Source organism: Nocardia sp. PLKS1-43, assembly GCF_059510335.1.
On sequence record NZ_JCAJZQ010000004.1, the window covers coordinates 423,065 to 446,881 of the forward strand.

21 protein-coding genes are annotated in these 23,817 nt (G+C 69.2%); 10 read left to right on the plus strand and 11 right to left on the minus strand.

Translation table 11 applies throughout. The features are described from left to right. Window positions 1-117: 117 nt before the first annotated feature. On the plus strand, window positions 118-837 hold the full coding sequence (locus AC5WS7_RS17555) for an alpha/beta hydrolase (protein ID WP_495955561.1): 720 nt from the start codon (window positions 118-120) through the stop codon (window positions 835-837). A gap of 24 nt (window positions 838-861) precedes the next feature. Here AC5WS7_RS17555 and AC5WS7_RS17560 read toward each other — a convergent pair whose 3' ends face one another. From AC5WS7_RS17560 to AC5WS7_RS17580, 5 genes are all read right to left on the minus strand, one after another. After that, window positions 862-2,580: a class I adenylate-forming enzyme family protein gene (locus AC5WS7_RS17560; RefSeq protein WP_495955562.1), complete on the minus strand. Its 1,719-nt coding sequence runs from the start codon at window positions 2,578-2,580 to the stop codon at window positions 862-864. Between the two features lie 19 nt (window positions 2,581-2,599). Beyond that, entirely contained in the window at window positions 2,600-3,820 is a 1,221-nt protein-coding gene (locus tag AC5WS7_RS17565) for an FAS1-like dehydratase domain-containing protein (protein WP_495955563.1), read from the minus strand. Between the two features lie 73 nt (window positions 3,821-3,893). Continuing rightward, entirely contained in the window at window positions 3,894-4,877 is a 984-nt protein-coding gene (acuI, locus tag AC5WS7_RS17570) for an acrylyl-CoA reductase (NADPH) (protein WP_495955564.1), read from the minus strand. A 30-nt stretch (window positions 4,878-4,907) separates the two neighbouring features. After that, window positions 4,908-5,705 carry an SDR family NAD(P)-dependent oxidoreductase gene (locus tag AC5WS7_RS17575; protein WP_495955565.1) on the minus strand — a complete coding sequence of 266 codons (798 nt, stop codon included), beginning with the start codon at window positions 5,703-5,705 and terminating at the stop codon, window positions 4,908-4,910. Between the two features lie 15 nt (window positions 5,706-5,720). Then, window positions 5,721-7,256, minus strand: coding sequence for a class I adenylate-forming enzyme family protein (locus tag AC5WS7_RS17580; RefSeq protein WP_495955566.1), 1,536 nt, complete (start codon window positions 7,254-7,256; stop codon window positions 5,721-5,723). 200 nt (window positions 7,257-7,456) lie between these two features. On the opposite strand from AC5WS7_RS17580, the gene AC5WS7_RS17585 reads away from it, so the two are divergent. The 3 genes from AC5WS7_RS17585 to AC5WS7_RS17595 all read left to right on the plus strand — a co-directional run bounded on the left by AC5WS7_RS17585 (window position 7,457) and on the right by AC5WS7_RS17595 (window position 10,921). Then, entirely contained in the window at window positions 7,457-8,596 is a 1,140-nt protein-coding gene (locus AC5WS7_RS17585) for a CaiB/BaiF CoA transferase family protein (RefSeq protein WP_495955567.1), read from the plus strand. A gap of 216 nt (window positions 8,597-8,812) precedes the next feature. Continuing rightward, the gene (locus AC5WS7_RS17590; protein WP_495955568.1) at window positions 8,813-10,153 is read left to right on the plus strand and encodes an acetyl-CoA hydrolase/transferase family protein; all 1,341 of its coding nucleotides are present in this window, start codon (window positions 8,813-8,815) and stop codon (window positions 10,151-10,153) included. Beyond that, window positions 10,154-10,921, plus strand: a complete 768-nt coding sequence (locus tag AC5WS7_RS17595) for an enoyl-CoA hydratase-related protein (protein WP_495955569.1) — start codon at window positions 10,154-10,156, stop codon at window positions 10,919-10,921. A 568-nt stretch (window positions 10,922-11,489) separates the two neighbouring features. On the opposite strand, the gene AC5WS7_RS17600 is transcribed toward AC5WS7_RS17595, so the two are convergent. Further along, window positions 11,490-12,572 carry a CE1 family esterase gene (locus tag AC5WS7_RS17600; RefSeq protein ID WP_495955570.1) on the minus strand — a complete coding sequence of 361 codons (1,083 nt, stop codon included), beginning with the start codon at window positions 12,570-12,572 and terminating at the stop codon, window positions 11,490-11,492. A gap of 114 nt (window positions 12,573-12,686) precedes the next feature. On the opposite strand from AC5WS7_RS17600, the gene AC5WS7_RS17605 reads away from it, so the two are divergent. After that, window positions 12,687-13,358, plus strand: coding sequence for a TetR/AcrR family transcriptional regulator (locus AC5WS7_RS17605; RefSeq protein ID WP_495955571.1), 672 nt, complete (start codon window positions 12,687-12,689; stop codon window positions 13,356-13,358). A 28-nt stretch (window positions 13,359-13,386) separates the two neighbouring features. On the opposite strand, the gene AC5WS7_RS17610 is transcribed toward AC5WS7_RS17605, so the two are convergent. The 4 genes from AC5WS7_RS17610 to AC5WS7_RS17625 are packed head-to-tail and all read right to left on the minus strand — an operon-like array spanning window position 13,387 to window position 17,573. After that, on the minus strand, window positions 13,387-14,304 hold the full coding sequence (locus AC5WS7_RS17610) for an SDR family NAD(P)-dependent oxidoreductase (RefSeq protein WP_495955572.1): 918 nt from the start codon (window positions 14,302-14,304) through the stop codon (window positions 13,387-13,389). After that, window positions 14,301-15,203, minus strand: a complete 903-nt coding sequence (locus AC5WS7_RS17615; RefSeq protein WP_495955573.1) for an LLM class F420-dependent oxidoreductase — start codon at window positions 15,201-15,203, stop codon at window positions 14,301-14,303. The genes AC5WS7_RS17610 and AC5WS7_RS17615 overlap by 4 nt, the downstream gene beginning before the upstream one ends. A 1-nt stretch (window position 15,204) precedes the next feature. Further along, window positions 15,205-16,446, minus strand: a complete 1,242-nt coding sequence (locus tag AC5WS7_RS17620; protein WP_495955574.1) for an acyl-CoA dehydrogenase family protein — start codon at window positions 16,444-16,446, stop codon at window positions 15,205-15,207. After that, a complete protein-coding gene (locus AC5WS7_RS17625; protein ID WP_495955575.1) occupies window positions 16,443-17,573 on the minus strand; it encodes an acyl-CoA dehydrogenase family protein in 1,131 nt (376 codons plus the stop codon). The genes AC5WS7_RS17620 and AC5WS7_RS17625 overlap by 4 nt, the downstream gene beginning before the upstream one ends. A gap of 175 nt (window positions 17,574-17,748) precedes the next feature. On the opposite strand from AC5WS7_RS17625, the gene AC5WS7_RS17630 reads away from it, so the two are divergent. The 4 genes from AC5WS7_RS17630 to AC5WS7_RS17645 all read left to right on the plus strand — a co-directional run bounded on the left by AC5WS7_RS17630 (window position 17,749) and on the right by AC5WS7_RS17645 (window position 21,212). Then, a complete protein-coding gene (locus tag AC5WS7_RS17630) occupies window positions 17,749-19,014 on the plus strand; it encodes a cytochrome P450 (RefSeq protein ID WP_495955576.1) in 1,266 nt (421 codons plus the stop codon). Beyond that, complete coding sequence (locus tag AC5WS7_RS17635; RefSeq protein WP_495955577.1) at window positions 19,015-19,200, plus strand: ferredoxin; 186 nt, start codon at window positions 19,015-19,017, stop codon at window positions 19,198-19,200. Between the two features lie 27 nt (window positions 19,201-19,227). Next, window positions 19,228-20,841 (plus strand): acyl-CoA synthetase, encoded by a 1,614-nt coding sequence (locus AC5WS7_RS17640; protein ID WP_495955578.1) that lies wholly within the window; start codon window positions 19,228-19,230, stop codon window positions 20,839-20,841. 200 nt (window positions 20,842-21,041) lie between these two features. After that, complete coding sequence (locus tag AC5WS7_RS17645; protein ID WP_495955579.1) at window positions 21,042-21,212, plus strand: hypothetical protein; 171 nt, start codon at window positions 21,042-21,044, stop codon at window positions 21,210-21,212. Window positions 21,213-21,335: 123 nt separating this feature from the next. Here AC5WS7_RS17645 and AC5WS7_RS17650 read toward each other — a convergent pair whose 3' ends face one another. Beyond that, window positions 21,336-22,175: an enoyl-CoA hydratase gene (locus AC5WS7_RS17650; RefSeq protein WP_495955580.1), complete on the minus strand. Its 840-nt coding sequence runs from the start codon at window positions 22,173-22,175 to the stop codon at window positions 21,336-21,338. A gap of 256 nt (window positions 22,176-22,431) precedes the next feature. Here AC5WS7_RS17650 and AC5WS7_RS17655 point away from each other — a divergent pair, with 256 nt between their 5' ends. Then, window positions 22,432-23,478 (plus strand): TIGR03617 family F420-dependent LLM class oxidoreductase, encoded by a 1,047-nt coding sequence (locus tag AC5WS7_RS17655; protein ID WP_495955581.1) that lies wholly within the window; start codon window positions 22,432-22,434, stop codon window positions 23,476-23,478. Window positions 23,479-23,817 lie beyond the last annotated feature (339 nt).

The following is a 23,817-nucleotide window of genomic DNA, read 5'->3' on the forward strand; positions in this document are numbered from 1 at the left end:
CGGTGCGACAACCGGCCCGGTAGCGCGGTGAGCGCGGCGGAGTGCCCGGTTCCCCGGAAACCCAGCGTGTAGATAACTAAACTCTCCTGCAATGAGAATCTGATTTTCGGGAGTGAGATGGCTACATTTGTCCTGGTGCACGGCGGTGGACACGGTGGCTGGTGCTACCGGTACGTGCGGGAATTACTACAGCGGGACGGTCATCAGGTGTTCGCGCCGACGTTGTCCGGGCTGGCCGAACGTGCCCATCTGCGCACGGCGGGAATAGGTCTGGAGACCCACATCCAGGACGTGGCCGCGCTGCTGCACTACGAGGATCTGCGTGAGGTGATCCTGGTGGGGCACAGCTACGGCGGCATGGTGATCACCGGTGCGGCCGACCGTGCCGTCGACCGCATCGGCCGGATCGTCTATCTGGACGCGGCCAATCCGGTGAACGGCCAATCGCTGGTCGACGTCGCCGGGCAGATCATCGAATCCACGCGGCCCATGGGCGAGACCGTCGACGGTGTGGAACTGGTCCTGCTACCGGCGCCGGAAGCCCCGCTGTTCTACGGGGTCACCGATCCGCGGGATTCGGACTGGATGCGCGAGCGGCTGACCGCGCACCCGTGGAAGTGTTTCGAGGACCGGCTCGACCTGCGCAATGAGGATGCGCTGTGGGCGCTGCCGCAGTATCACATCGTGTGCACCTCGACCCTGGCCACCCGCGATCCGGAATTGGTCGCCAAGGCCCGGGCGCAGGGGCGGCTGTGGGATATCGATACCGGCCACGATCTGATGATCACCGAACCGCGGGCCGTCGCCGACGCGCTGCTGGAGATCGCCGCCTACTGAGCGGCGATCTCTGCAGCGTCGGAATCATTGTCCGGCAGGGGAATTCACGTCCTGTTCGAGTCGCCGGGCCGCCAGTGCGCGCAGATCGCTGGATTTGATCTTGGCGCTGCCGGTCAGCGCGATATCGGACTCGTCGAAGAACAGGACGTGGCGCGGGACCTTGTAGCTGGCCAGGCGTTCGCGCAGATGGGCGCGGATGGCTTGGGCATCCGGTGTCGCGCCCTGGTGCGGGACCACGCAGGCCACCACCACCTCGCCCAGCGTGTCGTGCGGAACGCCCACCGTGCGAGCCACTTTCACGCCCGGATAGCCGATCAGCGCCTCGTCCACCTCGAGCGGCGAGACGTTCGCGCCGCCGGTCTTGATGATATCGGTCAGGCGGCCCTCCCAGAACAACCTGCCGACCGGGTCGAGATGGCCGCCGTCGCCGGTGTGGAAATAGCCGTCGGCGTCCAGGGTTTCCGACAGCGGTGTGCCGAGGTAACCGAGCATGAGAGTCGGTCCCTTGACGCAGATTTCGCCGGATTCGCCGCGCGCGGTGACCGCGCCGGTGATCGGGTCGACGATCTTCACCGTCACCCCCGGCAGTGCCACACCGCTGCTGCCCGCATGCACCTCGTCGGGGGTGTCGGCCGGGAAACAGGTTGTGATGGTGAAGGTTTCGGTATTGCCGTAGGCCCGGCCCGGCTCGTACCAGATCGTGGACACGGTCGGGTGGTGCGCGATCGGGGTGTGGTAGTCGACGAACCGCATGGCGCTCAGGTCCACGGTGTCCCAGTTGGGCGCGGCCTCGAGCTGGGCCCACTGATGCGGCCACGCACCCGGGAAGTTCACTCGCTCGGCCTGCATCAGCTCGAGGGCCGCGGGCGGGTCGAAGACCGGTTGCAGCACAAGGCATCCCCCCGCGGCCAGCGTCGAGCCGAGCGCCTGCGCGAAGTTCCCGGACCAGAAGAATCCGTTGGCCACCCAGGCGCGGACGTTGTCTTGCGGACCGAATCCGAACAGCCGCCGGAATCGCCACATCTGGATGGTCACGCCGCGATGTGCGCTGAGCACGCCCTTGGGAGCGCTGGTCGATCCGGAGGAGAAGAACAGCACGCCGGTGTCGCTGGGCCGGGTCGAGGCGGCGGTGGCCTCGACCAGCTCGCGAGGTTCGCCGCGTCCCCGCGCCAGGAAGGTGTCCCAGGTGTCGATCGCGGCGGTGGGCAGCGCCGGGCCGAGCATGGCCAGGCGGCGCAGGAACGGGTAGCGCGCCGAGCGCAGCGGGCCGAGCCCGGCCTCGCCGAGCGCGGGTTCGAGACCGGCCAGGATCTCCGCGAAATCCTTGCTGAGCACGCGTCTTTCGAACAGCAGCACCGCTACGCCGGACAGCCGCAGCAGCTGGTCCAGTTCCGCGGCGGTGGAGAAGGTGCTCAGCGGCACCGCCACACCACCGGCCAGGCTCGCGCCGAAGACCGCCGCGAGCCATTCGGGACGGTTCGTCATCAACACCCCGACCCGGCCGTCGCGGCCGATCCCGCACGCCCGCAGCGCGCGGGCCACCGCCATCGCGCGTTCCCGCAGTTCGGTGTAGGTCCAGCGCACGACGCCGTCGCCGCCGGGTGCGGCCACGGCCTCGCGGTCGCCGTACAGCTCGGTGACCTCGCGCAGAAACCCGGGCAGGGTCAGCGCGCCGAGCCCGGGCTCACTGTCCAGCGGAGGTCCCGATACGATCGAGATGCCCTGTGCGGCAGTGGTATCCACCGCTGACCCCTTCCCGCCGCTACAGCGGCAGTTCGACCTCGGCGGTGCTCTTGACCAGCACGCCGCCATCCTGATTGGTCAGTTGCAGCTTCACTTGCACCAGCGGCACACCCCAGGCCGACTGCGGTTCCTTGCCGACGACCTCGGCGTCGAAATAGGTGACATCGCCCTCGAAGGCGGGCAGCCGGAAATCGGATTTGATGTGCCGCACCAGGCCGTCGTTACCCGCCCAGTAGGCCAGGTAGTCGGTGCACCAGCCGCCCATGGTCGCGCCGTAGCCGTACGCGCGGGCCATGCCGACCTTACCGGCCTTGTCCTGGTCGATATGTCCGCGCGAGGGCCCGACGTACAGCCCGTCCCGCAGCCGCGGATCGATCCGTGCGCCCTCCTCGTCGAAGGCGAAACCCTCGGTCCAGCCGGGGTCCTGGTACACCCACGGATCGTCGACCCCCTCGGGCGTGACCCAGTGGAACGTGCCCCAGATGTTGAACAGGAAGGCGCGGTACTCGGTGGTGAAACTGGCGATGCTGTGCGGGCCGATCACCCGGCGCGGCAGCGTGTCCCCGACCTTCACCTCGTCGAAATGCGGTGAGACACCGAGTCGATTGGACATCAGCCACTCGGTGCGCAGCCGGCCGATCTCGTCGAGTTCGGCCTCGCTCCAGCGTTTGATCTCGCCGAGCTGGTTCTCGTACATGCCGCGTTTGGTCGCCTCGGCCGCGAGATAGCGGATGGAGGTGGACCGTTCGAGGGCGACCAGCGCGCCGTGCTGATTGCGATGGGTGGTGTCGCCGCGCTGGAACAGCGTGGGCCCGGCGAAATTCGTCGGCGCCACCTTGTAGTCGTGGAATCGGCGCTCCTGGAACAGCTTGTCGCCCGGCCGCACCGGGCAGCCGTAGAACCACCACTCCTCGCCGCCGAAGATCAGGTGGCTGCCGGGAATCCGCCCCACGCACGCCGGGGCCGCGCCGTGGCCGTAATCCAATGCGACAGCGATGGATTGGGGCGCGACGATGCCGCCGTAGCGGGATTCGCGGGCGAACTCCTGGTCCCAGTGCAGCGGATTGGGGTAGTCCATCGCCATCACCCAGCGGCGAATGTCCGAGGCGCTGCACGGTTCCCAGAGCTGCCCGCCGCCGACGGGTTGTCCCACCCGGGGTTCCACATCGGACAGGTCCAGCTCCACGGCGTCGGGTTCGGCGGCCTTGTTCCTATCGGCCTTGCTCGATGAAGTACTCACTGCTGCACTACCTTTCTTCCCGGTTCTCCCGGGCCGGTTGATCCGTGCGGCCCTGCGGATCCGGATATCGCTGTCACCGGTTGACGTCCACGACGATGCGCCCGCGCACCGTGCCGTCGATGAATTCGCTCGCCGCGTCGATGGCCTCGGCCAGGGCGACCTCCCGGGTCAGGGATTCCAGCGCGGCGGTGTCCAGGTCGCGGGACAGCCGCTCCCAGGCGGTGATTCGCCGCTCGCGCGGCGCCATCACACTGTCGATGCCCAGCAGGCTCACCCCGCGCAGGATGTGCGGTGCGACCGTCGCGGGGAAGTCCATGCCCTGAGCCAGGCCGCAGGCGGCGACCGCGCCCCCGTAGCGGGTCTGCGCGCAGGCATTGGCGAGGATGTGGCTGCCCGCGGTGTCGACCACGCCTGCCCAGCGTTCCTTCTGCAGCGGTTTGCCGCGTTCGGCGAGTTCGGCGCGGTCCACCACGGTGGTGGCGCCGAGGCCACGCAGATAGTCCGCTTCGGCGGTCTTGCCGGTCGCCGCGGCCACGGTGAAACCCGCCGCGGTGAGCAGAGCGATGGCGATACTGCCGACGCCGCCGGTCGCGCCGGTGACCAGCACCTCGCCCTGATCCGGCCGAATACCGAAGCGGTGCAACGCCTCCACGCACAGGCTCGCGGTATATCCCGCGGTGCCGATCGCCATCGCCTGCCGGCTGCTGAACGCCGCGGGCAGCGGCACCAGCCAGTCGCCGTTGAGGCGAGCGCGCTGCGCCAGCCCGCCCCAATGCTTCTCGCCCACACCCCAGCCGTTGAGTACCACCCGGTCACCGGCGGTGAATCCGGCGTGGGTGCTCTCGGTCACCACACCGGCCAGGTCGATGCCGGGCACGAGCGGGAAGGTGCGCGCGATCGGCGAGGATCCGGTGATCGCCAGGGCGTCCTTGTAATTCAGCGTCGAGTACTCCACATCGACGGTGACGTCGCCGTCCGGTAACCGGTCCTCGTCCAGGCTGGTCGCGGAAACCGTCTGCCCGGCATCGGATTTGTCGATCACGAGTGCGGAAAACATAGCGGGGGAGGTCCTTTCTGATTGCATGTCTCAGCGTGCGGTCCAGCCGCCGTCCACGACGATCGTCTGGCCGGTGACATAGGCCGCCGCGTCACCGGCCAGCCAGACGATGGCCCCGGTGATATCGCTTGCGACCGCCTGCCGGGGCAGGGGAGTGTTGCGGCGCAGATATTCCGCACCGCGTTCGCTGTCGTACAGGGAATCGGTGATCTCACTGCGGAAGAAGCCCGGTGCCACGGTGTTGACCCGGATCGAGTGCCGCGCCCACTGCACCGCGAGTTCCGCGGTGAGCCCGGACAGGCCCGCCTTGCTGGCCGCGTAGGAGGCCTGCGGAATGCCCGGCACCCCGACGCGTCCGCTGATCGAGGACACGTTGACGATCGAGCCGCGCCCGGCCTCGCGCATATGCGGAAATACCTGCTGCGCCAACAACAATGGCGCGATCAGATTGAGATCCATGGTGCGGCGCACGTCGGCGAGCGATTCGGATTCGGCGCGTTCTTCGCCGAATCTGTTGCCCGCGGCGTTGATCAGGATTTCCGGCGGGCCGAGCGCGTCGACCACGGCGGGTACGAGCCGCCCGGCCCCTTCCGGGTCGGACAGATCGCAGGGAACCGCCGCGCCGTCGATATCCTCGGCCAGTCGCACCAGCCGGTCGCGGCGCCGGGCCACCACCGCGACTCGCGCGCCGAGTCCGGCCAGGGCGCGGGCGACGGCCGCGCCCAGTCCCGAGGACGCGCCCGTCACGATCGCCACCCGCTCGTGCAGGTCGAACATGCGGGCGGCGGTGTCACCGGGAGATTCCGGTCCGGCGGCGTTGTCGGCCACGTACTCAGCCAATCGTCAGTAGGTGCGGGGGTGCGGCGACCGGTGGCGGTCGAGCAGTTCGGGCAGCCGGGTGCGCTCGACCTTGCCCATGGCGTTGCGCGGCAGTTCCGGTACCGCGCACCAGATTTCGGGGACCTTGTAGCGGGCCAGCTCGCGGCGGCAGCGCGCGTCGAGGGCATCGAAATCGACTGTGCCGTCGACACTCTGGACCAGGGCCGCGACGCGCTGGCCGAGGCGTTCGTCCGGCACCGGGCACAGGGCCACGGCGGCGACGGCGGGATCCGCGGCGATGACGCGCTCCACCTCGAGCGGGTAGATATTGGCCCCGCCGCGGATGATGACCAGCTTCTTGCGGTCCAGCACCGTCAGCCAGCCGTCGGCGTCGACGGTGCCGATATCGCCGGTCGCGAACGGGCCGGGTTCCGGCGGCCGGATGCCGCCGTTGTCCCAGTGTCCCAGGAGCGCTCGCCACTGTCCGGCGTACGGTCCCGTTCCGGCCGCGGTCAGACACAGCTCGCCGAGTTCCCCCGCCGGAAGTCGTTGGCCCGCATCGTCGTACGCCGCGACGTCGAACTGCGGCAGCAACCGCCCGCTCGCGCGCGGACGTCGCTCACGGCCGACAGGGTCGATCGAGACGACCGACGGCGCCTCGGTGAGTCCGTATGTGGCCCTGGGGGTCAGGCCGTGCGCGGCGGCGAAATCTGCGAACAGGTTCTCCCCGGCGTCACCGCCGCCGCTCCAGACCTCTTGCAGGGAACCGAGATTCAGCTGAGGTCGTCGCGCCAGGTCGAACACCTGCGCGGGTGCGCCGTTCCAGCACGTCACCCGGCGGGTGGTGATCCACTCCGCGACGCCGTCCACATCGCGCCGGTCCATGATGACCGCGCAGCCGCCCGCCTGCGCGGTGAGCAGGGTGGACAGCACCATCAGGTTCAGGATCGTCAGCGGGAAGCTGTCGCCCTTGCGCAGGTCCGGGCCCCAGCCGCGGGTCCGCACCAGGGTCGCGCCGGGCAGTAGGAGGTTGTGGTGGCTGTGCACCACGGCTTTCGGACGCCCGGAGGTGCCGCTGGTGAAGGCGATGGCCGCGGGGTCGTGGGGGCCGGGGGAAACAGCCGGGGCCGGGTCGGTGCGGGCCAGCAGATCTGCCCAGCGGGGGGCGTCGATGCGGCCGGGAACGTCTATGCCGCAGCGTTCTCCGGCCAGCAGGACCGCGGGCGCGCAGGTCTCGTGCAGGCCCGCCTGCTCGCTCGCGGACAGCGCCTCGCCGATGCCCGCCCAGATCGCGCCGATGCGCGCGACACCGTGGAAGGCGGCCACGATGTCCAGGTCATTGGGCAGGCAGGCCGCGACGCGGTCGCCCGGACGCACGCCGAGCGACCACAGTGCACCGGCGGCGCGATCGGCCTGCTCGTCCAGTTCGGCGTACGACCAGACGCCCGAGACCGCCTCGATCGCCGGGGAGTCCGGGCGGGTTCGCAGGGCGGTGTCCAGCACCCGCGCGATCGTGCCCGGACTCTCGCGCTGGGACGTCGCGCCGGTGCTACTTTCCACGCTCCCTTTGATATCAGTATCTTTACTATCCTTGCAAGGATTAATCCGATACTCTGGCAGACGCGCCGCCGTGGCCCGGTCGTCCCGGCATGCTGCGCACCGAATCACGCCCCGGCCACCTCCGTCATCCTGCGCTCGCGACACCTCCGCTCCGGCGTTTCCTGGCGGTAGCGGCGGCAATCCGAACGTGGAGGACGCTCATGACACACACCGGTCCGCTGTCGGGAGTACGGGTCATCGATCTGACGGCGATGGTCATGGGGCCGTACTGCACGCAGATCATGGCGGATATGGGCGCCGATGTGATCAAGATCGAACCGCCCGCCGGGGACAACACCCGCTACATCTCCGCCGGACCCGAGCCAGGAATGGGCGGGGTGTTCGTGAACGTCAACCGCGGAAAACGCAGTGTGGTACTGGATCTGCGGTCCGGCGATGGCAAACACGCACTGCGGGAGCTGATCCGCGACGGTGACGTGTTCATCCATTCCATGCGCGGCAAGGCGATCGCCCGACTCGGCTTCGACTACGACGCCGTCGCGGCGATCAATCCCGCCATCGTCTACACCAACTGTTACGGATACGGCCGGCGCGGCGCCGATGCGGATCTGACCGCCTACGACGACACCATCCAGGCCGAGTGCGGACTGCCCTCGGTGCAGGAACAGCTCACCGGCACAGCGGGTTACGTCGCCACCATCATGGCCGACAAGGTCGCCGGGCTGACCGCGCTGTACGCGACCACGATGGCGCTGTTCCATCGCGAGCGCACCGGCGAGGGCCAGGAGGTCGAGGTCGCGATGTTCGAGACCATGGCGGCCTTCCTGCTCGTCGAACATGCCAACGGCGCGATGTTCTCCCCGCCGCTGGGGCCCGCGGTGTATCACCGTGCGGTGGACCGCAATCGGCGGCCGTATCGCACCAAGGACGGGTACATCTCCGCGCTGGTCTACAACGACAAACAGTGGGCCGCGTTCGTGGAGGCGGTGCAACCTGCGTGGGCCGGACCGGAATTCGCCACGCTCGCCCAGCGCGCGAAACGCATCGATACCGTGTACGCGCTGCTGGGGGAGACCTTCGCCGAGCGAACCACACACGAGTGGCTCGAACTGCTGCGCCTCCGCGACATTCCGTGCGCGCCGGTGCGCACCCTGGACGACCTCTTCGACAATCCGCACCTGACCTCGGCGGACTTCTTCGAGACCGTCGATGCCCCATACGGCCCGGTGCGTTACCCCGGCGTGCCGACCTGGTTCTCGCGCACACCCGGCCGGGTGGCGGGACCGGCTCCGCGTCTGGGTGAGCACACTGCCGAGATCGTGGACGGGGAGCGCGCATGAGAGTGGTCGGTACTGCTGGGTCGGTGTGGCGTTACGCCGTTGTGCTGAGCTGGTTCTCGCGCACGCCCGGCCGGGTGGCGGGGCCGGCTGCGTGTCTGGGTGAGCACACTGCCGAGATCATTGACGGGGAATCCGCATGAAAGTGGTTACAACTGGGGGGACGGCGTACGGGCCGGTGCGGTGGCATCGGGTTGTGTCGATGGGGTTTTCGCGTCCGTGGGTAACGCTGATGGGTTCGGCGTCCCGGCCCGGCGAGCACAGTGGCCGAGTCCTAGGCGGGGAGCGCGGATGAAGGCGATCGGTGCCGATGAGCTGGATGTCGCGGAATTCCTGCGGGCCGGTGACCGCATCGTCATCGGGCAAGCGTGTGGCGAGCCCACTACCCTGATCGAGGGGCTGATCGCGGGGGCGGGGGCGGTCGGGGATTTGTCGGCGTTCATCGCGACGAGTTTTTCCGGGCTGCTGACTCCCGAAGCGACACAGGCATTTTCGCTGTCGAGTATGGGAGCCATCGGCGCGTTGCGGTCGCTCACCGCCGCGGGGCGGCTCGCGGTGATTCCTTGCCATGTCGGCCGGGTGGGGCCGCTCATCGAGGCCGGGATCATCGGGTGTGATGTGGCGTTCGTGCAGGTTTCGCCGCCGGATGCGCAGGGGAACCACAGTTTCGGGTTGATCAGCGACTACGTTCGGGCCGCGGTCGAGCGGGCGCGGGTGGTCGTCGCGGAGGTCAACGACCGGGTGCCCTGGACGTACGGCGCGACCCTGCACACGAGTGAGATCGACTACGCCGTAACGGTTTCTCGCGATCCGGTGCGGGTACCGCCCGGCCGCATTACCGAAACCGATTCCGCCATAGCGAAATACGCCGCCGCCTACATCGAGGACGGTTCGGTTTTGCAAACCGGCGTGGGGGCGGTGCCCGATGCGATCCTGCGGCTGCTGCACGACCGCCGCGACCTGGGCGTGCATTCGGGCATGATCGGCGACGGCCTGGTCGATCTGGCCGAGGCCGGAGTGCTCACCAATGCGCGTAAGCGGATCGACCCGGGTGTCTCGATCACCGGCGCGCTGATCGGCACCGAGCGGCTCTACGAATTCGCGCATCGCAACAACTCAATTCGGATGTGTCCGACGTCGTACACGCACGACGCGTCCGTGCTGGCGCGACTGGACCGCTTGGTGACGATCAACTCGGCGCTCGAGGTGGATCTCACCGGCCAGGTCAACGCCGAGCAGACCGGATCGGCCTATCTGGGCGGGACCGGCGGGCAGGTGGATTTCGTTCGGGCCGGGGCGAATTCGCCGGGCGGTCACGCGGTGATCGTACTGCCGTCGACCGCGAAGAAGGGCACGGTCAGCCGGATCACCGCGGCGCTGTCGGGGCCGGTGACCACCGCACGCAGCGATGTGGACGTCATCGTCACCGAATTCGGCGCGGCCGAGTTGCGTGGGCGGACACTGGCCGAGCGCAGCCGCCGTCTGGCCGCCATCGCGCACCCGGACTTCCGGGAGGACCTGGAGCGGGCCGCGCACACCATCCAGCAGAGAGGTTTCTGAGTGAACGACGCTGTCCGGTTCGACGCCCGGGAGGACGGTATCGCCGTCATCACCCTGAATCGCCCCGAGATCCGCAACTGCCTGACCGCGGAGGTCCGCGCGGGCCTGGCCGCCGCATGGGACCGGTTCGAACGAGATCCCCTGCTGCGCATCGCCATCCTGACCGGCGCGGGGGAGCGGGCATTCTGCGCGGGCGGTGATCTGAAGGAGATGGTGGCGACCGGCATGCGGGTGCCGCCGCGGGAGATGTTCGCGCTCCCCTACGACACCGTCGAGTTGTCCAAACCCACCATCGCGGCGGTCAACGGCGTGGCCTACGCGGGCGGCTGGATGATCGCGCAGGCCTGCGACCTGTGCGTCGCATCCACCACCGCCCGGTTCGCGATCACCGAGGTCAAGGTCGGCCGCAGCGCACCCTGGGCCGCGCCCCTGATTCACATGATCCCGCAGCGCGTCATGATGGAGATCATGCTGACCGGCAGGCCGATCACCGCCCGCCGGGCGTACGAGATCGGCCTGGTCAACCGCATCGCCGAACCGGACGAACTACTCTCCGCCGCACTGGCATTGGCTGCCGAAGTGCTCGCCGGCGCGCCGCTGTCGGTCCGTGCGGCCCGCGAAACCGTCATGCTGGCAACGGAAATGGGGCGGTCGGCGGCCCTGCAAGCCGCACGCAGCGCCTCGGAGCTGTGCTACAACAGCGACGACGCCCAAGAGGGGCCGCGCGCCTTCGCCGAAAAGCGCTCGCCGCGTTGGCGGGGACGGTGATTCGCACGACCACGCCCGTGGCCCGGCCAGTTGTGCGGCCCGGCGGCCCTGACCGAGTCGCCCGTCCGGCTGCAACGAGCTGTGTCGCGACCGCCGGCCGCTCATTGATCCGGCAGGACCACACGTAATCGGAACATGTTGTCCTGCAGAATTGTTCGGCCGAAAGCTGCGTCGAGTGCGCCGAGCCGCTGCCGACTCGGCGCCGTTCGGTGCTGTACGGCAGGCGCACCGATGTCGACGGCAGGTTGATCGATCGGGCCCGCCGGGTGAGTCCGTGAAGGCCGCGGCACGACTGATGTTTTCCAGGGCAACTATGCCTTCCACCTCCCGACTTCGGCGGTGACCACCGCCCGCTGCGCGATTCAGGGGCCGGCGACCGCGCGGGACAGCGTCCGCCCGAGATCGCCGATGCTGTCTTCGAACAGGCGCTGGACGATCGCCTCGGTGCCCCGCGCTCGGCCGCAGCGCTCGCGGACCTGGGCGCGCGCGCCAGCCGGGCGGTGGTCGATGCCCCTGGTCTGCGACGGCGTGCGCACGTGGTGTCGAGTCCACGCGGCGGGCGCGCCGCTCAGCCGTGTACCACGCCGCTGAGCGGGTGCGCCTGGAAGAACTCCCACATGGCCGCGGTGGCGTCGATGGATGTGGTGGTCGATCCGACCAGCGGGGTCGGGGAGACGATCGACGCGTGGCCCGGCCAGGTGTGGCCGCCGCCGAGCACCGTGTACAGCTCGACGGTGGCGTTCGCCGGGCACTGGTAGGTGGTGAGGGTGACATCGGCGGCGACGTCGCGCCGGCGGGGTTGCCTGGTGCAGCCGTTGCGGTGGGCCCAGGCCGCGGCGTTGCCGGGAATGTCGGTGGGGCCGGGACCGTTCCGCGGCCCGCTGGACGAGCCGCCGTCCGGTGCGGGAAGGTAGCGCGCGTTGGCGCCCTGGCCGCCGGCGTACGCGACGAGCGGGTCGGCCGTGCCGTGGAACGCGACGACCGGAACCGGGCGCACGGTGCGGCACCAGGTGAAATCCTGCAGTCCGGCGACCGGGCCGATCGCCGCGATCCGGTCGGAGAGTTGGCAGGCCAGCGAGGACGCGGTGAACGCGCCCATCGACAGTCCGGCCACGTACACCCGGCGAAGGTCGATACAGGATGTCGCCTCCACATGCGACATCAGCTCGGACAGATAGGACACATCGGCACTGTTCGGGCTGAAATCCCAACGGGGCCAGCCCGGTTCGTCGATCTCCGGGGTGATCGTCGTGAAGCCGTGGCTGTCGCCGTACGGGCCCAGGCCGCTGCCCTCGTGTTGCAGGACGGCCAGTTCCAGGTATCCGTGCAGGTCGAACACCAGGGGCAGCGGGCGATCCGCGGCCGAGGGAATGTCTTGGATGTAGGTTCCCGAGCGCCCGGCCGCGGTGAACTGCCGGGTGGACTGCCCGGAGGGCAATGCGGGGGCGTGACAACCTGATGATGCAACGGGGGCAACCGAATTCGCGGGCGCGGCCGCGGCGGTCTGGGTAACGGCGCTGAGGGCGGTGGCCGCGAGCGCGGCGGTGGCGAGTATCGCGCGAGCCGCGCGGCCCAGTCGGTGCGCGGTGCGGTGTCCACGGGCAGCGGGATTCCGCCGCGGCGACCGCGATGCGGCAGCATTCTCGATCATGAGAGGCATATTCGCATGCTTTTGGGTGCTCGGGTGGACGTTCGATGCCAGTTCCGCCCCGGAAATCGGGGCCGGAAGTTTGCGGGATTGCACGCTGGAAAGAATAATATTCTTGTGAATGAGAATAGTGCTGCGCGCCCCGCGGGTGATATCGCGAGCCGGATCGCGGCACGCACACTGGCCGATCGGGAGGCGGCCTATGCGGGTGAGGTGCGGCGGCTGCTGGACGCCGCGCTCGAACTGATCCGTGCCGCCGGCACCGGTGCGCGGCCCCGGGTCGCCGATATCGTCGCGGCCGCGGGTTTGTCGAATGACGCGTTCTACCGGCACTTTCCGTCGAAAGACGCACTCATCACCGTGCTCATCGAGGACGGCGCGGATCGTCTGGTCAGCTATGTCGCCCATCGGATGGACAAGCAGGGTTCGCCACGAGAGGCGGTGCGGGCCTGGGTGGAGGGCATCTTGTCCCAGGCCGCCGACGACACCGCCACGACCACCCGCGCGGTGCTGTGGAACGCGGGCGCGCTGACCCCGGCCATCGACTCGGGCTCACCCCTGCCCAGTGGGCGACTGGCCGTGTTGCTGCACCGGCCGTTCGCCGAATTGGGCAGTGCCGATCCGGAATTCGATGCGAGCCTGGTCGCGCACGCGACCGTCGGACGGCTCTCGGACCATCTGTGGCGACGCGCGGAACCCACCGCCGCCGACGTGGATCGGGTGACCGCGTTCTGCCTGCGGGCGCTCACGATCGGCCCGGCCGTCGGACAGCGCTCGACCGGCCGCTGAGTGCGGTCCGGGCCGATTTCCACACCGGCTAGGACCGGTCCGGCGGTTCGCCCGTGTTTCGCAGGTAACCGAGCGGGGCGTAGTTCGCCCAGCCCTGCTCGGGCCAGTTGAACCAGCCCGCCGAGGCCGAGGTGCCCCCGTCCGGGTGCAGGGTCGTGCCGGTCAGATAGGCCGCGAGATCCGAGGCCAGGAACACCACGCAGCCGGAGATGTCGGTGACCTCCCCGGAACGGCCCAGCGGTATCGCCACCCGCACGCCGACCGGATCGTCCATCGCGTTGTCCCCCTGTCCGTGCCCGATGCGAGCCAGGTTGGGAGTCGGGACGTAGTCCGGCGCAACGCAATTGACCGTGATCCGGTCCGGTGCGAGTTCGATCGCCAGGGTCCGGGAGAACTGCTCCACCGCGGCCTTGGCGGCGGAGTAGACCGCGAAACCCGGTGCGGCGCGGTGCGCTTCGATAGTGGTGATGGTGATGATGCTGCCGCCCTGCCCGCCCGCGCGCATCCGCGGTGCGGCCAGCGAGCACGCGTGCATGACGTGCAGCAGATTCGCGCGCAGCAGCGCGTCCCAGCCCTTCGGCCGGGTTTCGGTGAACGGCGCCCGGAAGGTGCCGCCGACCACGTTGACCAGCGTGTCCAGCCGTCCCCAGCGCTGGTCTACCTCGTCGAACAGGGCGGCGAGCACCTCGGGATCGCGGGCGTCCCCGACTCGCACGATCGCATCGTGACCGCCGTCGGCGAGTGCGGTGCGCAGATTGGCCGCGGCCTCGGCATCCAGGTCCACGATCGCCGCGCGTACGCCGTTGGCGGCCAGATCGGTCACGATCGCCCGGCCGAGACCGCCCGCGCCGCCGGTGATCACGGCGACCCGATCGGCCAGACCGCTGCGCCGCTCGAACCAGCCCGGACCGGATGCGCCTGCGCCGTTTCGTATCTCGCTCGTCATCGCAGATACGTCGCGCCGAAGGATTCGATGAAATCCAGTGTGGCCGTGCGCTCCCGGGTGCGCGCGGATACCACGATCCAGGTGATCCCGGCCTTGTCCAGCTCGGCGAACGCCGCTCGATTCCGGTCGGGTTCGTCGGTGGGCCTCGCGAGGCTCTCGTCGTGGTAGGAGTACACCACGTCGATCGGGTCGGTGCGCCCGGATCGCTCTGCGGACGCCCGCAATTCGGCGATGTCACCGGCGAGCTGCCCGATCGGCCCGAGTTCGGGAGTCCTTGCGGTGGAACTCAATTGCGGACCGCCGGACATCGGCATCCAGCCCTGTGCGCGAGTGGCGACCCGGCGCCGGGTGAGTGCGGAATTGCCGCCGATCCAGATCGGAATCGGATTCTGCACCGGCCGCGGCCGGGCGATCACGTCGCGGGCGTTGAAATGCCGGCCGGCATAGCTGAACGGCTCGCCGCTCCAGTGCAGCGGCAGGGTTTCCAGCGCCTCGTCGAACAGTGCGTTGCGCTCCTCGAAATCGATTCCCAGAGCGTGGAATTCGCTCTTCTGATAGCCGGTGCCCAGGCCCAGGATGGCGCGCCCGCCGGAGAGTTTGTCCAGTGTGGCCGCGGCCTTGGCCAGCAGGAACGGATTGCGGTACGGCGCGACGGCCAGATACGTCAGCAGCCGCAGCCGCTCGGTCGCCCCCGCGACATAACCCAGCGCCACCAGCGGATCGAGGGTCTGGTGCCCGCCCGAGGCCAGCCAGCGCGCACCGGGGATCGGATGTTCGCTCAGTGACAGCGCGTCGAAGCCCGCGCGCTCGACCGCGATCGCGACCTCGCGCAGCGGGCCGGCGTCCAGAACATCGCCGTCGTACCCCGTGGTTTCCGGGTAGTGGAAGATGAATCTCATCTCAACGTCCTCGTTTGACCTGGTTGAACGGCACGCCGCGGTCCGCGGCGTATTCGCGGGGCATGCCCAGCACCCGTTCGCTGATGATGTTGCGCGCCATCTCGGTGCTGCCACCGGCCAGACTCCAGGCGTTGCGGAACAGATAGTCCAGGCCGATCCGCGCGATTCCGGGCCCGTCCGCATCCCCGGTCACCGCGGCCGAACCCGCGATCGTCATCGCGGAATCGGTTTGCTGCCAAGTTGTTTCGGCACCGAACAACCGGACGACGGATCCGGCGGCCGGTGGCATCGCACCGCTGGAGATGGCCTGGGTGACATGGTCGATCAGCTGATTGCGAACCACGTTCATCATCCGCGCCGCGCCGATGTCCTCGCGTACCTTGGGATCGTCCAGGCGGCCGGTGTCGCGGGCGAGATCGACCAGTATGTTCGCATCGCCGCCGAGGTGGGGGCGGCGGCCGCTGGTGTACGGCGAGGTGCCGCCCATCGCCGCGCGCTCGTGCACCAGCAGGCGCGAGGTCGCCGCCCAGCCCCCGCCCACCTCGCCGACCACGGCGTCGGCGGGCAGCCGCACATCGTCGAAGAATTCCTGGCAGAACTCGGTCGACCCGGTGACCTGCTTGATCCGCTGGATGGTCACCCCGGGCGCGTCGACCGGGACCAGAAACATGGTCAGGCCGTTGTGTTTGGGCACGTCCCAGTCGGTGCGGGCCAGGCACAGCCCGTAGTCCGCGCCGTACGCGCCCGAACTCCAGATCTTGGACCCGTTGAGCACCCATTCGTCCCCGTCGCGGTCCGCGCGGGTGGTCAGACCGGCCAGATCGGACCCACCCTTGGGTTCGGACAGGAACTGCGCCAGAATCTCCTCGCCCCGCAGCACAGCGGTCAGGTGTGTGCGTTTCTGCTCCTCGGTGCCGAGTTCGGCGAGGGTGGCGGCGCAGATGGCCAGGGTGGGCACGTTCAGCTCGAGCGGCATCTCGTAGCCGAGTGATTCCTCGGTGAACGCACGCTGGTGCGCGGGCGTGAGTCCTTGTCCGCCATAGGCTTTCGGGAAGCAGATACCGGCGAAGCCGCCTTCGGACAGGATGCGCTGCAATCGGCGGGCCCGGCCCCAGGCCTCGTCGTCGGGGACGCCGAGGCGGGACTGCGAGGCGGGTGGGAGGTTCTCCTTCAACCAGCGCCGGGCCCGGTCGCGGAAGACGTCGACCGGTTCGAGTTCGGTGGATTCGGTTGCGGTGGTCATGCGGCGCTCCGGACGAGTAGGTCGGTGATGCGGCGATGGTGTTCCTCGGGGGTGCCGTACAGGGCGCGGCCGAGGGTGACGCGCCGCAGGAACAGGTGCAGATCGTGTTCCCAGGTGACGCCGATGCCGCCGTGGATCTGCACGCAGTCCTGCACGATGACCGGCGCCTTCTCGCCCACGTACGCCTTCGCGACGCTGACGAGTTCCGCCGCGGTGGACGGGCTGTCGTCGATGCCCGCGGCGGCGGCCCGCGAGGTTGCCTCGCAGGCCTCCAGCCAGGTCTTGTTGTCGGCCATGCGGTGTTTGAGCGCCTGGTAGGAGGCCAGCGGGCGGCCGAAGGTGTAGCGGTCGAACATCCACTCCACGGTCGCGTCGAAGGCGCGGCGGGTGGCCGCGGTCGATTCCGCGGCGGTCAGCACGGCGGCGACGTGCAGCTGGGATCGCACTGCGGCCGAGGCGTTTTCACCGCTCTGCACGACCGCGTCCGGGCCGAGGGCGACGTTGTCGAACTCCACCCGGGCGGTGCGCCGGACCAGGTCCAGCGTCCACGTCGGGGTGACGGTGACGCCGGGACTGCCGGTGCGTACGAGCAGCTGGATCGGCCCGTCCGGGCCGTGCGCGGTGACCAGCAGAACGTCGGCGACATCCCCGGCTTCGACGCGATCCTTGCAGCCGGTGAGGCGGTAACCGTCGCCGTCGGGTTCGGCGCGGGTCTGCTCCGGGGCCAGTTCGAGGCCGTGGCGCGGTTCGTACAGCGCCCACGCGGCGATCAGATCACCGGCGAGGATTTCCCCGATGACCTCGCCGAAACGGTCGCCCGCGGCCACCAGTCCGGACAGGACCGCGCTGGTGGGAATCAGCGGTCCCGGCGCGCAGGTGTGGCCGAATTCCGCGGCCACCAGGGCCAGCTCGGTGACCGGCCGCCCGGAGACCGAGCCGCCGCCCAGACTCTCCGGGACCAGCATGGCGGTCCAGCCCAGCTCCGCGCCCCGCCGCCACCAGTCGCGGTCGAAACCCGTTGCGGTGTCGGCGAGTTCGCGTACCACCGGGATCGGTACGGTGCGGTCGAGGAACTCGCGGGTGGTGGTCTGGAACAGCACTTGATCGCTGGTCGGTTCCGCAGTCATGGTCTACCGTCCTCCACTTCGTAGCGATCCTCATTTGACGGTGTCGCAAACCGATGTGAGAATCAGATCATCAGTTAATGAGAGTATCATTCTCATGAGTCGGATGGACGGTGCACTCGCGGCCGGCCGAAGGGAGTCAGCAGTGGTGAACGACGTCACGTCGACGGACTTTTTCATGGGGCGCGAGCTCCTCGAGAACCCGTATCCATACTTCGACGCCCTGCGGGCCCAGTGCCCCGTCACCAAGGAGAACCACCACGGCGTCTACATGGTGACCGGCTACGACGAAGCGCTCGAGGTGCTCAACGATCCGGAGAAGTTCTCCTCGTGCACCTCGGTGACCGGGCCGTTCCCGGGCCTGCCGGTTCCGCTCGAGGGCGAGGACATCAGCGAGCTGATCGAGCAGCACCGCGACGCGCTGCCGTTCAGCGATCAGCTGCCGACCCTGGACCCGCCGGTGCACACCCAGCATCGCGGCCTGCTGATGCGGCTGATCACGCCCAAGCGGCTCAAGGAGAACGAGCAGGCGATGTGGGCGATCGCCGACCGGATCCTGGACGAATATCTGGTCGCCGACTCGGCCTGCTTCATTCGCGATTTCGCCGGGCCGTTCACCCTGTACACGATCGCCGATCTGCTGGGCGTCCCGCCGGACGATCAGGAGGAGTTCCTCTACACATTGCAGCGCGATCCGCATCGCAAGGCGGGCAGCGCGATCGGCAGCACCAAGGGTGATGCCATGCAGGACAACCCGATCGAATTCCTCTACGAGAAGTTCTCCGCGTACATCGAGGACCGGCGCCGCGAACCGCGCGGAGATGTGTTGTCCAGCATGGCCGCCGCGCCGTTCGCCGACGGCACCGAGCCGCCGGTGCGGGACGTGGTCGCGGTCGCGGCGAACCTGTTCTCGGCGGGACAGGAGACCACGGTCCGGCTGCTCAGCTCGGCGCTGAAGCTGATCGCCGAACAGCCCGAGGTGCAGCGGTGGTTACGCGAGGACCGTTCGCGGATCGGCAATTTCATCGAGGAGGTGCTGCGCACCGAGAGCCCGGTGAAGGGCGATTTCCGGCTCTCGAAGGTGCCGGTGACCGTGGGCGGGGTCGATCTGCCCGCCGGGACCACCCTGATGATCGTCAACGGCGGCGCCAACCGGGACCCGCGCAAGTTCGCCGATCCGTCGACCTTCGATCCGCAGCGTTCGAATGCGCGCCAGCACATTTCGTTCGGCCGCGGCATCCACACCTGCCCGGGCGCGCCGCTGGCGCGCGCGGAATCGCGGGTGGCCATCGAGCGACTGCTGGACCGCACCACCGACATTCGGATCGATGAGCGGTACCACGGGCCCGCCGATGCCCGCAGCTACAGCTATGTGCCGACGTTCGTGCTGCGCGGCCTGACCGAACTGCACCTGGAATTCGACATCGCCGAAAGCGAGGCATAGATGAAGGTCTCCATCGATGCGGACCGTTGCCGCGGCCACGGTATCTGCCTGGGTATCTGCCCGGAGGTATTCGAGCTCAGCGACGACGGGTACGCCGAGGCGGGCCCGGATGTGGCTCCGGAGTTCGAGGACGCGGTGCGGGAGGCCGCCCAGGCGTGTCCGGAACAGGCCATCGTCGTGAACTGAGCTGATCGCGATCGAAGGGAGCGTGCGATGAGCGAGACCGGTCCGTCGTCCGATTCCGCTGCGGGCGAGCGGGTTCGGCCGCTTGGTGCGGCGCAGTTGACGCCGGGGTGGCATGCCGGGCGGACGCCGGACCGGCCCGCGATCGTGCTGGCCGCCAGCGGCGAGGTGGTGACCTACGCGCAACTCGAGGACCGCTCGATCCGGTTCGCCCGGGCGCTGCGCGCGCGTGGGCCGAAGGTCGGCGACCATATCGCGATCCTGCTGGAGAACAACCGGCAGTTTCTGGAGATCGCCTGGGCGGCACAGCGTTCGGGGCTGTACTACACCGCGGTCAACCGGCATCTGACCGCCGGGGAGGTGCAGTACATCCTGGACGACTGCGGCGCCACCGCGCTGATCACGAGTGAGTCGCTCGCCGAGGTGGTCTCGGGCCTGGATCTGTCCCGGGTGCCGATCCGGATCTGCGCGGCCGGGCGGATCGATGGTTTCGAGGACTACTCGCAGGTGCTGGCCGGGACCTCCGGTGAACCGCTGGGACCCGAGGAGTGCGAGGGCCGGGAGATGCTCTACTCCTCGGGAACGACGGGGCGGCCCAAGGGGATTCGCAAACCGCTTCCGGCCACGCCGCTGGGCGATCCCGACGCCCCGCCGGTGCAGATCGCCCGTGGCCTGCTGGTCAGCGGCGCCCGCGAGGACGCGGTCTACCTCTCACCCGCTCCGCTGTATCATGGTGCGCCGCTGGTCTTCTCGATGTCCTGGCAGCGCATGGGCGCGACGGTGATCGTGATGGAACGGTTCGAGCCGCGGCTGTATCTCGAACTGGTTCAGCGCTACCGGGTGACGCATACCCAGCTGGTGCCGACGATGTTCGTGCGCATGTTGCGGCTGCCGCGTGCGGAGCGGGAGAGCTACGACGTTTCCAGTCTGGTGGACGCGGTGCATTCGGCCGCGCCCTGCCCGGTGCCGGTCAAGCGGCAGATGCTGGATTGGTGGGGGCCGATCATCAGCGAATATTACTCGGGCACAGAGGATGTGGGTAACACCTACATCTCGGCGCCGGAGTGGCTGGCGCACCCCGGTTCGGTTGGCAGGCCCGCGCAGGAATGTCACATTGTCGGCGAGGACGGCGCCGACCTGCCCACCGGGCAGGTCGGGGTGGTCTACTTCGCCGGTGGCCGCCGGTTCGAATACCACCACGACGAAGCCAAGACGGCGTCGGTCACGCACGAGAAGGGCTGGCGCACTCTCGGGGACATGGGCTACCTCGACGAGGACGGCTACCTGTACCTGACCGACCGGCAGGCGCACATGATCATCTCCGGCGGGGTGAACATCTATCCGCAGGAGGCGGAGAACATCCTGGCCTCGCATCCCGCCATCGCCGATGTCGCGGTGATCGGCGTTCCCGATGAGGAGATGGGGGAGTCGGTGAAAGCGGTTGTGCAGCTGGTGGACCCGACCGCCGGCGGTCCTGCCCTGGCCGATGAGCTGATCGCCCACTGCCGCTCGGAACTGGCCGCTTACAAATGCCCGCGCACGGTCGATTTCGTCACCGAACTGCCTCGCGACCCCAGCGGGAAACTGTACAAACGTCAACTGCGCCAGAGGTATTGGGAAGGTCACGACAGCCTGGTGCGCTGACACCATGCCGCTGGGATGATCGGCCGCCGGTAGCCGTGCGGTGAGCGCGTCCCGCGGACGGATTGTGTGGGGCTTCTTGTGACCCGACACCGTAGCGTTCTCGCCGACCGCCCCAGGCATCGGCGGCCCAGCGTCGCATGAGCTGACGGGCGCGGACTGTCAGCAGCTCTGCACACAATGCTTGCGGCACAGTCGGTTCGATGCTTTCATCCGTGCTGCCGCTGCCGCTGCCGCTGCCGCTGCCGCTGCCGCTGCCGCTGCCGCTGCCGCTGCCGCTGCCGCTGCCGCTGCCGCTGCCGCTGCCGCTGCCGCTGCCGCTGCCGCTGCCGCTGCCGCTGCCGCGCGTCAGCGTTGTCGGGACGTGTGCGTAGTCTCGGAGTCGCGCGGGTCCGGTGGTGGACCGGCGCCGACTGTCGGCGCCTCTGCTCACAGTGTCTGTGGCACAGGTGGTTCGGCGTTTTCATCCGTGCTGCCGCTGCGGCGAGTCAGCGTTGTCAGGACATGTGCGTAGCCTCGGAGTCGCCCGGGGCCGGGGTAGCGTGGATCTGGCTGCGGCCACGGGCGACGACCGCCGCTCTCCGGGCGGCGATACCGGTCGTGCCCGGCCGCCAGGTCTCGGCGAGGATGCCCTCGAGTAGATGTGCCTCGGTGAGGGTGCCGGTGTCGGCGACGCGGTGGTAGTGGGCCAGCAGCTGCCGGACCGCGCGGGAGTCGTTGCCCGCGATGTCGGCGGCCAGGCGCCGCGCGAAGGGGAGCAGTTCCCGATGTGGCACAACGTGGTTCACCAGTCCCAGGCCCAGGGCGTCCGCGGCGGTGAGGAAGTTCCCGGTGAGGGACAGTTCGATGGCCTTGCGCGTGCCGACCGTCGCGGCGAGCAGGACCGTGGCACCGCCGCCGGGCATGACGCCCAGGCGGGCGTGGGTGTCGGCGAAACGGGCGCGTTCGGAGGCGACCAGGAAGGTGCACTGCAGGGCCACCTCGAGGCCGCCGGTGACGGCCGCGCCGTTGATCGCGCCGATGACGGGCTTGGCGATCGGCGGCAGGAACCGGAACAGGCCGTTGGCATCTCGTCCGGGCCCCTCGCCGGGCGGGCGCAGCGGCGGCGCGCTCGCGCTCGCGGCCTCGGTGAGATCCACCCCGGCGCAGAAGACGGGATCCGCGCCGGTCAGCACGACGACGTCGATGCCGGGATCGGCCCCGGCCGCCGCGACCGCGTCCCACAGCGCGTCCATCAGCGCACGGCTCAGGGCGTTGCGGGCGGCGGGGCGGTTCAGCGTGAGCGTCGCGACACGGTCTTCGGTCTCGACGCGGACCAGGGGCTCGGCGTCGGTCATGGGCATCTCCGAATCGTGTGGGCTGCCGCACCTGCTCAGTCGTTCGCGGTGCCATAGCGAATATGACATCCTTATAATAGGAGAATAAAGTTTGCAAAGGTGGTGGCACGGCCATCGGGCCCGCTGTGCTCGCGGCCTTCGGAGGTGAGACTGTGATCGGTAGCCCATCGCGAGCCGGGTGCGCCCCACTCGCGCGAATGATCCCGCAGGATGGGCTCGGGACCGCCGGGGCCTCTGGGCGACAAGGTGTTTCGCGATGAAGGTCGACGCCACCATCGCGGGCCTTGGCACCGCATTCGCCCGTGCGCGCGAACTCGAGGCCGACGAGTTCGACGGCCTCTGGGCCGGGGAGATGAACCAGGATCCCTTCCTGGCGCTCGCCGTAGCCGCCGAGGCCACCGAACGGATCGGCCTGGGTACCTCGATCGCGGTGGCCTTCGCCCGCTCGCCCATGACGCTGGCCTACACGGCCGACGATCTGCAGCGGCATTCGCGCGGCCGGCTCGTCCTCGGACTCGGTTCGCAGGTGCGGGCGCATGTCGTGCGCCGGTTCGCGATGCCGTGGGGACGGCCCGCCGCGCAGTTGCGCGAATACGTGCTGGCGCTGCGCGCGATCTGGTCCTGCTGGCACGAGGGCACGCCGCTGGCCTTCGACGGCGAGTTCTACCGCCACACCCTCATGCCGCCGGATTTCGTTCCGCCGCAGCATGATTTCGGGCCGCCGCGGGTCCTGCTGGCCGGGGTGGGCGAGGCGATGACCCGGGTCGCCGGTGAGGTCGCCGACGGCTTCCTGTGCCACGGTTTCACCACCGCACGCTGGCTGCGCGAACGCACCGTCCCCGCGCTGCGCGATGGCCGGGCGCGCGCCGCGGCGACCATGGACGGATTCGACATGGTCGCAACGCCTTTCGTCATCACCGGCACCGCGGCGCAGATCGCCGCCGCGATACCCACGGTCCGCCAACGCATCGCGTTCTACGCCTCGACGCCCGCCTACCGCGGCATCTTCGAACTGCACGACTGGGCGCAAACGCGCGAGCGCCTGACCGCACTGTCCAAGGCTGGCCGCTGGGCTGAGATGTCTCCCTTGATCACCGACGAGATGCTCGACGCCTTCGCGATCATCGCCCCACCGGACGAGCTGCCGTCCCGCATCGCCGACCGCTTCGCGGGCCTGCTCACCCGCCTGTCGCTCACCCTCCCGCCGACCCTGGACCGAACCGAGGCCGCCGACCTGGCTCGCCGCATCCGCGAGGAATGCACGTCGCGGGAGCGGAGTCACAGGGGTTCGCTTCGGCCGTGATCCGTTGTCGGACAGGCGGTTCTGTGCTCGCCTCGAACCCTCTGGACAGCAACGAAACCCGAGTCCTTCGGTGGTGGTTCCTACGGCACTGGCCGCTTGGCCGGCGTCCGCCCGCATCGCCGCGCGCGGGCATCCGATGCCCGGATCCCGCCCAGGCGAGCAGTCTCGGCGTGGTTCGCCGTCAACTCGGCAGCGGGGCGGCACCGCCCGCGAGTACGCCGCGACACCGGCCGTTCGGCAGGACTGCGCGATATCGGCGTACCCTCGGCGGCGGTGCTCGCGCGCCCGGACTCGGTGAACCGTGCCTACGGGTTGAGCCTGCCCAGGACGTTCGCCCGG